Source organism: Flavobacterium sp. CFBP9031 (assembly GCF_034044945.1).
Taxonomy (GTDB): domain Bacteria; phylum Bacteroidota; class Bacteroidia; order Flavobacteriales; family Flavobacteriaceae; genus Flavobacterium.
In genome coordinates this window covers 17,137-31,022 of record NZ_JAXCWF010000003.1, presented here as the reverse complement: position 1 = coordinate 31,022, position 13,886 = coordinate 17,137, and the positions used below count along the sequence as shown (strand labels likewise).

Annotated in this window: 16 protein-coding genes; 1 reads left to right on the top strand and 15 read right to left on the bottom strand. The window is 33.6% G+C overall.

Annotation, left to right across the window (positions count from 1 at the left end):
- Window positions 1-28: 28 nt before the first annotated feature.
- The 3 genes from SOM12_RS05790 to SOM12_RS05780 are packed head-to-tail and all read right to left on the bottom strand — an operon-like array spanning window position 29 to window position 3,235.
- The gene (locus tag SOM12_RS05790; RefSeq protein ID WP_095927901.1) at window positions 29-1,294 is read right to left on the bottom strand and encodes an ABC transporter permease; all 1,266 of its coding nucleotides are present in this window, start codon (window positions 1,292-1,294) and stop codon (window positions 29-31) included.
- A 2-nt stretch (window positions 1,295-1,296) separates the two neighbouring features.
- Window positions 1,297-2,541, bottom strand: a complete 1,245-nt coding sequence (locus SOM12_RS05785; RefSeq protein WP_095927902.1) for an ABC transporter permease — start codon at window positions 2,539-2,541, stop codon at window positions 1,297-1,299.
- Entirely contained in the window at window positions 2,534-3,235 is a 702-nt protein-coding gene (locus SOM12_RS05780) for an ABC transporter ATP-binding protein (RefSeq protein WP_320492730.1), read from the bottom strand. The genes SOM12_RS05785 and SOM12_RS05780 overlap by 8 nt, the downstream gene beginning before the upstream one ends.
- A 178-nt stretch (window positions 3,236-3,413) precedes the next feature.
- On the opposite strand from SOM12_RS05780, the gene SOM12_RS05775 reads away from it, so the two are divergent.
- Window positions 3,414-4,820: a DUF4403 family protein gene (locus tag SOM12_RS05775; RefSeq protein ID WP_320492729.1), complete on the top strand. Its 1,407-nt coding sequence runs from the start codon at window positions 3,414-3,416 to the stop codon at window positions 4,818-4,820.
- A 22-nt stretch (window positions 4,821-4,842) separates the two neighbouring features.
- On the opposite strand, the gene SOM12_RS05770 is transcribed toward SOM12_RS05775, so the two are convergent.
- From SOM12_RS05770 to gcvH, 12 genes are all read right to left on the bottom strand, one after another.
- A complete protein-coding gene (locus SOM12_RS05770; RefSeq protein ID WP_320492728.1) occupies window positions 4,843-5,106 on the bottom strand; it encodes a hypothetical protein in 264 nt (87 codons plus the stop codon).
- Window positions 5,096-5,638: a DUF420 domain-containing protein gene (locus SOM12_RS05765; protein WP_095927904.1), complete on the bottom strand. Its 543-nt coding sequence runs from the start codon at window positions 5,636-5,638 to the stop codon at window positions 5,096-5,098. Before SOM12_RS05765 ends, SOM12_RS05770 begins: the two co-directional genes overlap by 11 nt.
- A 2-nt stretch (window positions 5,639-5,640) precedes the next feature.
- Complete coding sequence (locus SOM12_RS05760; protein ID WP_095927905.1) at window positions 5,641-6,327, bottom strand: SCO family protein; 687 nt, start codon at window positions 6,325-6,327, stop codon at window positions 5,641-5,643.
- A 13-nt stretch (window positions 6,328-6,340) separates the two neighbouring features.
- On the bottom strand, window positions 6,341-6,982 hold the full coding sequence (locus SOM12_RS05755; protein WP_320492727.1) for a hypothetical protein: 642 nt from the start codon (window positions 6,980-6,982) through the stop codon (window positions 6,341-6,343).
- A 79-nt stretch (window positions 6,983-7,061) separates the two neighbouring features.
- On the bottom strand, window positions 7,062-7,412 hold the full coding sequence (locus tag SOM12_RS05750) for a cytochrome C oxidase subunit IV family protein (RefSeq protein WP_095927907.1): 351 nt from the start codon (window positions 7,410-7,412) through the stop codon (window positions 7,062-7,064).
- Between the two features lie 19 nt (window positions 7,413-7,431).
- The gene (locus SOM12_RS05745; RefSeq protein WP_095927908.1) at window positions 7,432-8,415 is read right to left on the bottom strand and encodes a cytochrome c oxidase subunit 3; all 984 of its coding nucleotides are present in this window, start codon (window positions 8,413-8,415) and stop codon (window positions 7,432-7,434) included.
- Between the two features lie 42 nt (window positions 8,416-8,457).
- Window positions 8,458-9,045, bottom strand: a complete 588-nt coding sequence (locus SOM12_RS05740; RefSeq protein ID WP_248729378.1) for a cytochrome c oxidase subunit 3 — start codon at window positions 9,043-9,045, stop codon at window positions 8,458-8,460.
- A gap of 5 nt (window positions 9,046-9,050) precedes the next feature.
- Entirely contained in the window at window positions 9,051-9,953 is a 903-nt protein-coding gene (gene cyoE / locus SOM12_RS05735; RefSeq protein ID WP_320492726.1) for a heme o synthase, read from the bottom strand.
- 157 nt (window positions 9,954-10,110) lie between these two features.
- Window positions 10,111-12,234 (bottom strand): energy transducer TonB, encoded by a 2,124-nt coding sequence (locus SOM12_RS05730; protein ID WP_320492725.1) that lies wholly within the window; start codon window positions 12,232-12,234, stop codon window positions 10,111-10,113.
- Between the two features lie 19 nt (window positions 12,235-12,253).
- The gene (deoC, locus tag SOM12_RS05725) at window positions 12,254-12,997 is read right to left on the bottom strand and encodes a deoxyribose-phosphate aldolase (protein WP_095927912.1); all 744 of its coding nucleotides are present in this window, start codon (window positions 12,995-12,997) and stop codon (window positions 12,254-12,256) included.
- Between the two features lie 113 nt (window positions 12,998-13,110).
- Complete coding sequence (locus SOM12_RS05720; protein ID WP_095927913.1) at window positions 13,111-13,494, bottom strand: VanZ family protein; 384 nt, start codon at window positions 13,492-13,494, stop codon at window positions 13,111-13,113.
- Window positions 13,487-13,867, bottom strand: a complete 381-nt coding sequence (gene gcvH, locus SOM12_RS05715) for a glycine cleavage system protein GcvH (protein ID WP_095927914.1) — start codon at window positions 13,865-13,867, stop codon at window positions 13,487-13,489. Before gcvH ends, SOM12_RS05720 begins: the two co-directional genes overlap by 8 nt.
- Between the last annotated feature and the right edge of the window lie 19 nt (window positions 13,868-13,886).

The following is a 13,886-nucleotide window of genomic DNA, read 5'->3' as shown; positions in this document are numbered from 1 at the left end:
GTTTAATCGATTTATTTTGATTGATAATTTATTCTGTCCTTAATGCATCTACGGGTTTCACATTGATGGCGGTCTGTGCCGGTATAAATCCAGCAAGCAAACCAGATCCGACCAATATAATTAATGCTACAAATACAACTCCTAAATCTACAGTTGGATTGGCAAACATAGTATTTTGATCAGGAGGCATCGAATCTAGTACCATATTTAAAAGTGCTATAATTCCTGTTGCAACAGCAATTCCGAGCATACCTGAAATAATGGTTAAAAATATAGACTCCGATAATATCTGCCCTCTAATTGCTCCAGGAGTTGCGCCCAAAGCTCTTCTAATTCCGATTTCTTTTGTACGTTCTTTTACCACAATCAGCATGATATTCGAAATTCCGATTACACCCGAAATCAAAACTAATGTTCCTACGAAATAGGCAATTACTTTTAGGATATTAAATAAGCTTTGTACTTTATTAAACTGCTCATACAAATCAAAATTTCCAACCGCTCTTTCATCTGTCGGATTTATAGAATGCAATGCTTTTATAATCTCTAAAATTTTAGGTTTTAAATCGGTTATAGAAGTTTCATCTTTTGCGGTAAGCGCCATCCATCCTACTTTATCTCCATAATTAAAGGCTTGCTGAAAAGTTGTAAAAGGAATAAAAATATTCTTCTGTTCCTGTTCTGCATTTCCTCCCTGCTGTTTCGATTTATAAACTCCAACAACCATAAAATTAATGCTATTAATTTTTATATAAGTTCCAACCGCTTCCTCTTCTTTACCATAAAGCTCACTGATAACTCCTTTACCAATTACACAAACTTTTCTTCTCTGCTCAATATCCTGCTGATTTACAAATCTTCCTTTAATAATATCCATCGGCTGTTGTTTAATCAGCTCTGGGTAATCTCCATAAATTGTAAATGCAGAAGTTTTTGTGCCTCTTACCACGTTATTTGTTCCGTTAAAATCACCTAATTGATTTCTCGGAGAAACATATAACAAATCTGGCAATGCCGCTTTTAAAGCGGTTACATCACTATTTCTAAAGTCATAACGTCTTGTTTTTGGTAAACCTTTATACGCCTTAGAAGTAGTCTGGCTCCACATAAACATGGTATTGGTCGCAATTCCATCAAAACCTTTTTTAATACCATTTTCCAAACCATTACCTGCAGCAAGTAAAATTACCAAGATAAAAATACCCCAAAAAACACCAAAAGCTGTCAGGATAGTCCTGAAAGGATTGGCGGTTAAGGCCTGTAAAATCTCGTCCCAATTATCTTTTTTAAACATAATTATTCGTCTCTAAGTGCTACAATAGGTTTAATTTTGGCTGCTCTGTAGGCTGGGAAAAATCCTGCCATTGCTCCGGCAAAAACAAGTAATACCAAAGTAGTTAAAGCTACACTAAAATCTACTTCAGGATTTCTGAAATACTCACTCTGAACCATCGGACCAACGAACTCCAATAAAGCAAGACTAGCCAATAACCCCACAAAACCTGCAATGGTCGTAATGAAAATTGATTCATGAAGAATCATCGTAATAATAGAAAAAGGCGAAGCTCCCAGTGCTTTTCTAATCCCGATTTCTTTTGTACGTTCTTTTACAATAATAAGCATGATATTACTTACTCCAACAACTCCTGCTATAATGGTACATATACCAACCCACCAGAAAAAGAGTCTGATATATAAATTTAAATCGTAAAACTGTTTAGCGTCTTTAACTGAATTATAAACTCCTACCCCACCATCATCTTCGGGAGCTACTACGTTTTTACTTTTTAATAAGTTTTTTAAATCTTGGGTAAATTTTTCTGATTGAGCCAATGCTTCATCATAATCGCTTGTCTTTTTTAGGGTAAAAAACAAGTTGCTAATTTTATCGCCACCTCCAAATGTTTTCTGAACTGTAGTTAAAGGCAAATAAGCACGAGTCTCTTCTCTTTCTCCTCCTGGATCTGTAAAGACTCCGACTACTTTAAAGTTAATGTTGTTAATTAGAATTTCTTCTCCTATTGCCTCTTTATCTTTAAGCAAATCGGTTTTCAATTTCATTCCGATAACCGCCACTTTTGCATTACTTTCTAAATCCTTCGCGTTTACATAACGGCCTTGAACTATGGTTAAATTTTCGATTCCGCCATAATCTGGATTTACTCCTCTAAATTGATAATTACCAGATTCTTTGCCATAAGCAAAAGACTGCCCCCAATAATTATTTGTTGAAGCTCTCAAATCTAATTTATCTTCGAATTTCTGTACCGATTGATTATAATCGCTATTGCGAAATTGAATTTGTCTCCCTGGATTTAATCCCTTATATTCTTTAGTAGTAGTTCCAGACCAAACCTCTATAATTCCAGCCGCATCGCGTTCGAATTGTTTTTCAATTCCGTTCTGAAGACCTTTTCCTGCACCAAGCAAGATGACCAAAATAAAGATTCCCGAAGCCACAGAGACTCCCGTTAAGAATGTTCTTAAACGGTTTTTAGAAATGGCTTCAAATATTTCCTGCCAACGTTCAATATTAAACATAAGACGAAGCTCTAACTTGTTCTACTTTTTTATCATCGATAATTAATCCATCTTTTAGGACTACATTTCTTTTGCACATTGCTGCAATATCGGGTTCGTGTGTCACGATCAAAATTGTTTTTCCCTCGTCATTAATCCCTTGAATAAGCTCCATAACTTCATAAGATGTTTTGGTGTCAAGAGCTCCTGTTGGCTCATCGGCAAGTAATACTTTCGGATTCGAAGCTAATGCTCTTGCAATAGCAACACGCTGTTTTTGACCTCCAGAAAGTTCATTTGGCAAGTGGTTAACATGAGAACCCAAACCTACTTTCTCCAAATACTTCATCGCTATCTCGTAACGTTCCTTCCTTTTAACGCCTTGATAATACAAAGGCATCGCTACATTGTCTAATGCTGTTTTGTAATTTATTAAGTTAAAAGACTGAAAAACAAAACCTAAAAATTTGTTACGATATTTTGAAGCAATTGTTTCGTTTAATTTCTTAATTGGTGTTTTGTCTAAAATATAACTTCCTGAATCGGCTTCATCCAAAATTCCTAAAATGTTAAGAAGTGTTGATTTACCCGAACCAGACGATCCCATGATTGCAACCAATTCCCCTTCCTCTATATTAAAATTAATCCCTTTTAATACATGTAATTGCGAACTTCCCATTTTATAGGATTTGTGTAAATCTTTAATTTCAATCATGGTATTGTTAATTTTTTTAGACAATAATAACGTATTTATTAAGTAATTTATGATAATAAAAAGTTAATAATTATGTTACCTATTTTCTATTAGACTACCTTTTTTAGTTATTGTTACACTTTTTTCAGAAAATATGATTGTTTTTGTAATTTTACCTTGTCTAAAAATTCATACTAAAATGAAGCTTACTTCTATTATTACAATGTTTTCGGTGCTTGCCGTACTAACAAGCTGTTCTTCAACTTCAAAATTAGAAACATTAAAACCTGAACCCGATGATGCCAGCCCGCTAGTTTATGATAGCAGCCCGTCTTTTATCAATCTTCCTATTACGATTAAATTAAGTGATATCGAAAATCAGACAAACACGCTCCTTAACGGATTGATTTATGAGGATAATAACATCCAAGATGATGATATTGAAATGAAAATCTGGAAACAGGCACCGATCAAAATTCAAAATGATCCATCAAATCCGAATAAAAGAATTAGAACGATTTTACCGCTTAAAGCGAATATCAAATATCGAATCGGAACAAAAAAAATGGGGATAGAGCTCTACGACGTTAGAGAATTTAATCTAAACGGAGTGATAACTTTATCTAGCGAAACCACTCTTACCAATTGGAAACTAACAACAAAAACAGAGTTCAAGTCTCTAAATTGGAACGAAAGCCCAACAATGACCGTATTTGGCAAAAACATGCCGATTACTTATTTAATAAATCCGGCTATTTCTATTTTTAAAAACCAGCTGGAAAAGGAAATTGATGGAGCAATTGAAAAATCAATGGATTTCAAACCAAACGTTCTTCAGGCTGTTGAAAAAATCTCTACTCCTTTTCAAATGAGTGATACCTATGAAAGCTGGTTGCGAATTGTTCCGATCGAAATTTACTCTACCAATGCAAAACTGAAAAACGATTCTTTCTTGCTTGATATGGGAATGAAATGCAATATGGAAACCATCGTTGGAAAACAGCCAGAATCAAAATATAATTCTAGCAAAATTGCGCTAAAACCTGTTGCTAAAATCCCAAATCAGATTTCTGCTAATATTGCTGCCATTTCGAGTTATGTAGATGCATCAAAGATTATGACCAAGAATTTTGCAGGTCAGGAGTTTGGCTCCGGAAGCAAAAAAGTAACCGTAAAAAATGTTTCAATTTGGCATAAAGACGGAAAAATGGTCATTGCTTTAGACGTTTTAGGATCTATAAACGGAACACTTTATTTAAATGGATTTCCTTCATACAACGCACAAACAAAAGAGATTTATTTCGAAAAGCTAGATTACGTCTTAGACACCAAAAGCAAATTGATGCGTACAGCAAACTGGCTCGCGCAAGGTTATATTCTTAGAAAAATGGAAGAAAGCTGCCGTTATTCCATTCAACCGAATTTGGAAGAAGGCAAAAAAAGTATGGCAGGTTACTTAAAGAACTATTCGCCGATGCCTGGAGTATTTGTTAACGGAAAAATGGAAGACATTCAGTTTGATAAAATACAGCTAACCAATCAAGCCATTATAGCCTTCATCAAAATAAACGGAACGGTTAATGTTTCGGTTAACGGACTTAAATAAAAACAAAAAAAAAGCAGTGTAATTACACTGCTTTTTTCTTTTTAGAATACATTCGATAAATCAAATATCCAATTATTAATACAAGTAAATACGGAATTACCATTAAGTAAACAATTCCATCATTTACAGCTTCAGCCTTTTTGGTATTAGAATCTCCTCCTAAAGCCGCACGGCACATTGCACATTGCGCATTAGCAGAAACTCCAATAAAGAAAAAACAAATTCCAAAAAACAGAGCTTGAAATTTGAATTTCACGATTTGAATATTATTTTTTTTAGTGTACATAATATGGAGAAATCATTAAGTAAACCACCACTCCCGTTACTGCTACATATAACCAAAGCGGGAAAGTGATTTTAGCTATTTTTCTATGTCTGTCAAAACGTTTTGCAAGCGCTCTTACATAAGTAATCAAAACAAGTGGAATAATAGCAATTGACAATAAAATATGCGTTACAAGAATAAAGAAATACACATAACGCAATACTCCTTCTCCTCCGTATTTTGTAGAATCTGAAGTCATATGATACGCTACATACATAACCAAAAATGCAACCGACAATGCAATAGCAAAAGTCATTAATCTTTCGTGTAATTTTTGATTTCCTTTCTTAATTGCCATAACAGCCAAAATTAGCACAACAGCAGTAATACCATTTGTAGTTGCATAAATTGGAGGTAAAAATGATAAAGGTTCTACATTAAAACCAAAATCTTTTAATTTAACACCAAATAAAATTGCCACGACAACTGGAATTACAATTGAAACCGCAATAATGAACTTGTTATATTTTTTCTCTAAAGTATTATCTTCCATTTTTATTCTTCTAATAAAATTTTAATGTCTTGCTGAATATCTCTTACTCCTTTTTTATCTAAACCGTCGTAGTATATACTCGGATTTCCGAATTCATCTTTTCTGCATCGAATGTTTCCGTCTTTGTCAATTAAAGCAAACAAACCAGAATGCTCAAATCCGCCGCTTACTTTATCATTTTCTCCTGCATAAAGATTAAATCCTTTATTAGACAAATCCATAATTACGTTTCTGTCTCCAGTTAAGAAATTCCAGTTTGAAGATTTAACACCTAACAGTTTAGCATGATCTTTTAAAACTTGTGGAGTATCGTGTTTCGGATCGATTGTAATAGAAACAATTCCAAAATTAGGATTCCCAAAAAAAGTCTTTTCAATCTCCAGCATGCTCATGTTCATCTTTGGACAGATAGAAGGACAAGTTGTAAAGAAGAATTCCAAAACATATACTTTTCCTTTATACGTTTCATTCGAAATTTTCACATTGTCTTGATTGGTCAATTCGAATTTTGGAGCCGGACCAATTGTCAAAAGCTTCGCATCTTTTGAAGTTTTAACCCCAACATTATCCAAACGGTTTCCTTTTACAACGTCACCGTTTTTAACTCGATCGACAATTTTAGGAATGGCATAAATCCCGAAAATTAGAATCACAAAAGAGATTCCGATATATGATTTGTTTTTAAACATTATAAATGATTTTTTAAAGTTGCTTTGTAGCGTTATGATTCTTCTTTAAAGCTGCGCGATACTCGTAAAGAATAATCTTGAAGTCATCAAGCATTTCATTACTCAACTCAGACGGATGAAAAGTATCATAACCTTCTTTGTATTCTTTCTGATCTTTTCTTCCTCTCAGATTGCGTTCTTTATCGACAATATACACATTAGAAGTTCCAAGGTTTTCATTCAGTTTTTCTTTTAAATGCAGTCCGTCATAAAATTTCTGGATCTCTTCTTTTGAAGCAAAAACAAAATTCCAATTCTTAACATCTGTGAAAGGAGATAAAGCATCAACAATTTTTTGAGCTTCTTTTTCAGTTCCTATCGGACACAACACTACAAACTGAAGATCTTCAAAACCGTTATAACGTTTGTAGATCTTTTCATTTAGATTAAAATAATTACCTCTATTTTCTAAAATATTTGTACCAGCAAAACCTAGCACGGTAATCTTTTTATCAAGGGAGATTTTTTTTCCGTTTAATGAATTCCAATTTCCAAAGTCGGCCACTTTTGGTGTTATTACAGGAAGTGTTGTAAAACTATTTACACCTGAAGCGAAAAACAAATACGCTACAATTGGCAATACAAAAAGTACAAAGAGAACTATATTTTTTTTCATTGTATTAACGGAGAATTATTGAGGTACAAAAATAAAAAAAGCTCCGTAAATCGGAGCTTCTTTTCGAATTAATATCATGTTAAAAATTCCATTTAATAGTAGAATCTTTAAAAACCCCATAAATATAATGTCCTTCTGTCAATAGAATAAACAATAAATATAAAACTAGGAAGATAACAGGAGAAACTACAGACCATCTAAGGCTGCTTTTTTCACCTTCCATGTGCATAAATGCCCATACAATATAGTATGCTTTGAAAATTGTAAGGATATAGAAAATCCAGTTTAACAAATTCAAACCAATAAAGTGAGTAAATTCTAATGATGCAGGTTTGTAGATACCCAAAATAACTTCAACTGTAGTTACTACTGAAAGTAATGCGAAAACAAACCAGATTCTTTTTGTATTTGATACGTGCTCGTGTGACATAATAATTAAATGCTAAAAATTAAACTAGGTAGAAAACTGTAAATACAAATACCCAAACTAAATCTACGAAGTGCCAGTATAAACCAACTTTTTCTACCATTTCGTAGCTTCTTCTCTTCTCGTAAGTACCTAATAATACATTAAAGAAAATAATGATATTGATAATAACTCCAGAGAATACGTGGAATCCGTGGAAACCTGTAATAAAGAAGAAGAAATCAGCAAATAATTTATTACCGTACTCGTTTCTGATCAAGTTAGCACCTTCTACTACATACTTAGCTGTTGCTAAATGTTTTTCAGATTCTTCTCTTGACAAGATTGTCTTTTTCTTTTTATCTGTAAGTTTTTCTGTTCTGATTAAAACTTCAGGGTGTGCTTTAAATCCAGCCTGAACTTCAGCAACTGTGTAAGTTGGAAGAGACTGAGCGTCTTCCATAAACCAAGTTGAGTGGCTTCTTGTTAAAGCTTCTCTTTGTTCTGGCAATTTAACAGCAAAATCAGCTAAAGCTACTCTTTTACCATCTTTATCCACAAACTGAAGCAAACTACCTCCAGCAGTTTCAACTGCACCATATTCTCCTTTAATGAAGTTTTTCCATTCCCAAGCTTGAGAACCAACGAAAATTAAACCTCCAATAATAGTTAAGAACATGTAAACAGCAACTTTTGTCTTTTTCAATTGGTGTCCTGCATCAACAGCTAATACCATTGTTACAGAAGAAAAGATCAAAATAAAAGTCATTAATGCTACATAATACATTGGAGCCGCAACACCATGCATAAATGGGAAGTGAGTGAACACTTCATCAGCCAAAGGCCAAGTTTCAATAAATTTGAATCTAGAAAAACCATAAGCTCCTAGAAATCCAGAGAATGTTAAGGCATCTGATACGATAAAAAACCACATCATCATTTTACCATAACTTGCTCCTAAAGGCTCATTGTGACCGCCTCCCCAAGTTTTTTCGTCGTTGTTTGCAGTAGTAACTGTCGCTCCCATAAAAGATATTCGTTAAAAAGTTCCCAAATTTACGTTTTTTTCTTATTTAAAGAAATATAAAAATAAAAATAAATATACCCATAATAAATCCAAAAAGTGCCAATACATCGCACCTAGCTCTATCCCAAGAGTTTGAGTCGAATTGTATTTTTGTTTAAAATGATTATAAATTATAATTAAAAGTGAAATTAATCCGCCAGCTAAGTGTAACAAGTGTGTAACTGTTACCACATAAAGAAAAGTTGTAGTAATTGAACTACCTTCTCCTGTAAAGTAATACCCTTCTGAAACGATTTGTCCAAACCCTTTGAATTGTAATACCACAAATAAAACCCCTAAAGCTAAAGTTCCAAGAAGCAATCCTGTAACCGCACTTCTATTGTCTTTTTGAATGGCTTTTTTTGCCAAGTAAAAAGTAACACTGCATGCAATAATTACCGCTGTACTCCAATAGAAAGCCGAAGGAAGTTCAAAATTCTTCAACCAGTCTGCTCTTGATTTACTAACTACAAATGCACTAGTTAAACCAGCAAACATCATGGTCATACTAACCATTGCGAAAAGCAGAATCAGTTTTGCCGATTTTGATTTCCTTACTTGCTCTTCATTTGTTTTCAATGTCATTTCCATAACAACTATCTTAAAAATTTATCTACTATAAATACAATTTGCAAAAGCGAGATATAAGAAACACTCACTAGCATTAATGTTCTCGCTGCCTTTGCAGTTCTTAACTTATACAAACGAACCGCATAAAAAAGCATCCAAATCCCTAATAGAAACACTAAAACTGCCGCAATTGGAGAAATAAACAACTGACCCGTAAAACCTAACACAGGTAATAACGATGCTATAATAAGCCAAATTGTATACAATATTATCTGTAATGCTGTTCCTTTATCTTTTTTACCTGTCGGAAGCATAAAAATTCCTGCTTTCTCATAGTCTTCATACAAAAACCATCCAATAGACCAAAAATGTGGGAACTGCCAAAAAAATTGAATTAAGAATAAAGTCCCTGCCTCGATGCCAAATTCGCCCGTTGCTGCTACCCAGCCCAACATAAACGGAATCGCTCCTGGAAATGCCCCAACAAAAACAGACAACGAAGTTACTGTTTTTAATGGTGTATAAACACTTGTATACAGAAATATAGAAATCGCAGCAAACATTGCTGACTTTGCATTTATCGTATAAAGAAGTGCAATACCAATAACAGTAAGCAAACTTGCTACTAATAAAGCGACTTTAGGAGACATGCGTCCTGAAGGAACTGGACGGTTTTTGGTACGATCCATTAAAGAATCGATATCTTTTTCTATTACTTGATTAAAAGCATTTGAAGCTCCTACCATACAATAGCCTCCAACGGCCAAAACAGCCAAAACACTCCATTTAAAAGGATGTTCAGAATCTACTCCTAACAAATATCCAGCAATAGAAGAAAACAATACACTAATAGCTAAACCAGCTTTAGTAATCTCTTTAAAATCTAGAAATATTGATTTGAGTGATAATGTGTTTTTTGCAGCGTCCAATACCGTTGTATTTTGTGTATTTTTTTTGAGTGGTGCAAATGTACAAATTAGATTGTAGAATTTAAACCTATAATTTTAGATTTTTTTCAATAAACCCTATAGAAATTAAGATCTCAGCATTCTTTAACACTATTATTTCGAAAAATCTTATTAAAAACTAGTAATCAAAATACCAATTAAAAATATCTGAACGTAATCCGATACTAAACCAAGTAGTACTTTGTTTAAAAGTTGTTGCCGTTTCTTGAGTCGGATCAAAATTTCTGTAGATCAAACTTCCAAATAGTTTCAAGTTTGTCATCGGGTTAATTAAATATCCTCCTTGAACATCTGCAATAAAAACACTGGTTTTATTTCCTTGTCCGATTTTCACACCCGTATCAAACGGACGTTTTACATCGTAACTTTTATAAATATTTCCTCCGTAGTTATATGAGTCTACTGCGGTATCAAAATCCAAACCTCTAGTTCCAACAGTCAATTTTGCATCGGCAAGCCAACGCCCTTTGTGGTATCTCGCAATTGCAATAAGTTCTTTAAAATTACCACCCCATTGATGTCCTACACTCTGATTGTTGTGTCCGTAGTTTGTAATAACAGCACTGTGCGAGTACACATAAGGACGAACACTATTTAATTCAACCTGCAACAAAAGATCTTTTACATTAAATGCATTGAAGTATTTTGCTCCAAGCTGAAATCCGAATTTATTTTTCCAGCTTTGATTTCCCGCTCCAACATCTGAAACAGAAAACTCATCAATCAAGAACTGCGAATAAAGATTTATACTATTATTCCATTTGTATTTACCTGTTATCCCCAAAAGTGCATTTCCACTTTTAGATGAAGATCCAAATTCTACTGCACGATAAAAAATAATCGGATTAACAAAATTAGCATCAAAACCTCTGTTGTTGGTGTCTGTCCAAACTACAGATTCAAAAAATCCTAAGTTTACTCTATTTGAAACGTTCCAGCTTAAATAATGGTTCGCCATAAATTTTGTTGCATACGTCTTTTCGGCTGTTACTTCTGGACGAACATCTTTCATCCACATATACGTATTGGTATATTTAATTTTCCAAAATTTAGTGTTGATTTTAAAGTACGGGTACGGACTTGCTCCATCGCTTTCCAACAAAGAACGATAACCATCACCTATGAAATTTCTTCCGTAACCCAATTGAAAATCAAATATTTTTCCTGGTGCGAAAGTGATATTCGCTTCCGCTAAAGGAAAATCATAGGCATCGGTTTTGAATCTTTTTGCAATTCCAACTCCCGGAATTATTGCCGGATTTCCTCCAGATGGCTTAATAGATTCCGCATAATCGTTAAAATAACCTGCAAATCTTCCCTGACTTTCAAAAAATGTAGTCGTAAAGTTAATTTGTTTCCCTAAACCTCCTCTAAAGTTTAGCGCCCTTGTATTCACGTAAGTGTAAGATGCATCAAGATCTGAAGCCTTACCCATTTGTAAATCTACAATCGGATTTAAGGCAAACCAATAATCTTCTCCTTGAATCTGCACTAGATTTTCATTCCACCATTTTCTTCCCAGCCAAGTCGATGTTTTTTTCTGCAAGGATTCATTTACCGCTCTCAAATTATAATATTTTGAAACCTCAGCGTAAGTATAAGGTTTAGATGCTGTATGATTATTAATCCCAACTTGATTCATTTCTGCATCAAACTGCGCATAATAACTATGTGAAAAAGGAATATTTAAATGACTATCAAATTCTGGGTTATTGTATTTTTTGTATACAATACTATCCAGCTCAGTCATTGGTTTTTGTGTTGGCTTTAATATTTCTGCCGCTGCCTGAGCTTCTGCTGCAAGCTGTGAAGCGTTTTTTAGTGGTATATCAATAGAAATCGTATATTTAGAATAGGTTGGTTTTCCATTGTAAGTTGAGGGTTTTATTTTTGGAAATGTGCCAAAAACTCTTTTTGCTTCTTCCGACAATTCTTCCGTTTCTGCAGAAACATAAATTACTTTAAATTCGCCTTCTGCATTTACCTCAAAAAGTACTTTTACCACTCCTTTATAATTGTTTTCTTTTAATTTTTGAGGAACTTGAAAATTGCTAAACACAAAATCTTGAACTTCTTTATAAAAACAATTTTCTAATTTTTTGCCTTCTAAATTTTCGCAGTTAGGAAAAACTGGAAACATTTCTGCTGCAAAACCTGGCTGAACAGAAGAATTACCATTTTGCTGAGCAGAAACAATAAAGAACGAAGAAATTAAAACAAGGGACAAAAAAAACTTATTCACTTAAAATTTGGGTATTTATTTAATATTGATTTGGGGAAATTTCTCCGTTTACAATTGCTTTTGCTGCCGAAGTTCCGATACGTTTTACTCCTAAACGAATCATTTCTGCCGCTTCTTCAAATGAACGAACTCCACCAGCTGCCTTTACTGAAAGCGGCGAAGCATTTTCTAGCATCATAATTATTGCTGGAACTGTTGCTCCATTTGGAAGATCATTCTCTGTTTTATAAAAACCTGTAGAGGATTTCACAAAAACAGAATCAAAATCTTCTTCTTTAAAATTAGACACTACAACATGTTTTATTAAAGAAGATAACTGGATAATTTCTTTATCTGTTAAGGCCGCAACTTCAATAATCCATTTTACTGTTTTATCATTTGCCAATCCAATCTGCGTTCCAATTAAAATTTCTTTTTTAACCAAATCGAGATCTCCATTCTTGAACGCTTCATAATTACAAACAAAATCTAAATCGTCAGCTCCATTTGCAATTGCTTCGTTTGCTTCTTTAATTTTGGTTTCCAAACTTGACTTTCCTTCTGGAAAATCAATTACAGTTCCAACCAATAAAACAGAATTGGCTTCAACAATCATGTTTTTTGCCAAAGAAACATACTCTGGACGAATCATAATTAGCTTAAAACCTTCTAGAATTGCTTCCTTAATTGCATTTTTAACCACAACAGTATTTTCTGCTTCCGAAAGACCAGCTTGCGATGCAGTTTTCAAATACGTGGAGTCTAAATATTGCTTTACATTCATTTTGATTGAAGTTGCAGGAAACCAGCACAAAAGTACATTTTATATTGAAAAAACATAGCTTTTAACTGCTTGATTTTCTTGTAATAAAAAACCCACCGAAGTGGGTTTTGAAATTATATTTTATCGATTTGACTCTTAAAAGCTATTGCAGAAAAAACTGCCACAAACGCTCCTAGTGCATTTGCTAAAACATCTGTAACATCTGAAGCTCTTGTTACTGTAAGAGCACTTTGGAGAATTTCTATCGTAATTCCGAAAAAAACAGAGAATATAAAAGAAATCAAATACGCTTTATAAGCGTCTGCTTCTTTTCCTTTTAATTCTTTTTTGAAAAACAAAATCCATGAAATTGTAAATCCAAAATGAAAACAGAAATGTACAATTTTATCAATGCTTGGAAAACTAACCGCTGGTATATTACTAGAATCTGTAAGACAAAAATAAGTAATGATTCCAGAGCAGATAATTGCCCAAATTAATAATAGTTGTTTAGGCACCGATTAATTCTTTATAAGCTTGATCAGACAATAAAGTGTCAATTTCTGAAGCATCAGCAATTTTTATTTTAATCATCCATCCAGCCCCATAAGGATCTGAATTTACAGTTTCTGGAGCACTTTCTAAGTCTTCATTAAAAGCAATGATCTCACCTGTTAATGGTAAAAATAAATCAGAAACTGTTTTTACAGCCTCAACAGTTCCAAAAACTTCATCTTTTGAAAGTGTCTGATCTAAAGTTTCTACCTCAACATACACGATATCTCCTAACTCTTTTTGTGCAAAATGAGTAATTCCTACAGTTGCAACATCTCCTTCGATGCTAACCCATTCGTGATCTTTTGTGTACTTTAAATTTGCTGGTATGCTCATAATCGTTGTGTTTGAAAAT

Excerpts from the sequence above, each read along its gene's own strand:
- SOM12_RS05785 (WP_095927902.1), bottom strand. The coding sequence starts at position 2,541 with ATGTTTAATATTGAACGTTGGCAGGAAATATTTGAAGCCATTTCTAAA.
- SOM12_RS05790 (WP_095927901.1), bottom strand. The coding sequence starts at position 1,294 with ATGTTTAAAAAAGATAATTGGGACGAGATTTTACAGGCCTTAACCGCC.
- SOM12_RS05775 (WP_320492729.1), top strand. The coding sequence starts at position 3,414 with ATGAAGCTTACTTCTATTATTACAATGTTTTCGGTGCTTGCCGTACTA.
- deoC (WP_095927912.1), bottom strand. The coding sequence starts at position 12,997 with ATGAATGTAAAGCAATATTTAGACTCCACGTATTTGAAAACTGCATCG.
- SOM12_RS05780 (WP_320492730.1), bottom strand. The coding sequence starts at position 3,235 with ATGATTGAAATTAAAGATTTACACAAATCCTATAAAATGGGAAGTTCG.
- SOM12_RS05755 (WP_320492727.1), bottom strand. The coding sequence starts at position 6,982 with ATGAAAAAAAATATAGTTCTCTTTGTACTTTTTGTATTGCCAATTGTA.
- gcvH (WP_095927914.1), bottom strand. The coding sequence starts at position 13,867 with ATGAGCATACCAGCAAATTTAAAGTACACAAAAGATCACGAATGGGTT.
- SOM12_RS05765 (WP_095927904.1), bottom strand. The coding sequence starts at position 5,638 with ATGGAAGATAATACTTTAGAGAAAAAATATAACAAGTTCATTATTGCG.
- SOM12_RS05745 (WP_095927908.1), bottom strand. The coding sequence starts at position 8,415 with ATGGGAGCGACAGTTACTACTGCAAACAACGACGAAAAAACTTGGGGA.
- SOM12_RS05750 (WP_095927907.1), bottom strand. The coding sequence starts at position 7,412 with ATGTCACACGAGCACGTATCAAATACAAAAAGAATCTGGTTTGTTTTC.
- SOM12_RS05760 (WP_095927905.1), bottom strand. The coding sequence starts at position 6,327 with ATGTTTAAAAACAAATCATATATCGGAATCTCTTTTGTGATTCTAATT.
- SOM12_RS05770 (WP_320492728.1), bottom strand. The coding sequence starts at position 5,106 with ATGTACACTAAAAAAAATAATATTCAAATCGTGAAATTCAAATTTCAA.
- SOM12_RS05740 (WP_248729378.1), bottom strand. The coding sequence starts at position 9,045 with ATGGAAATGACATTGAAAACAAATGAAGAGCAAGTAAGGAAATCAAAA.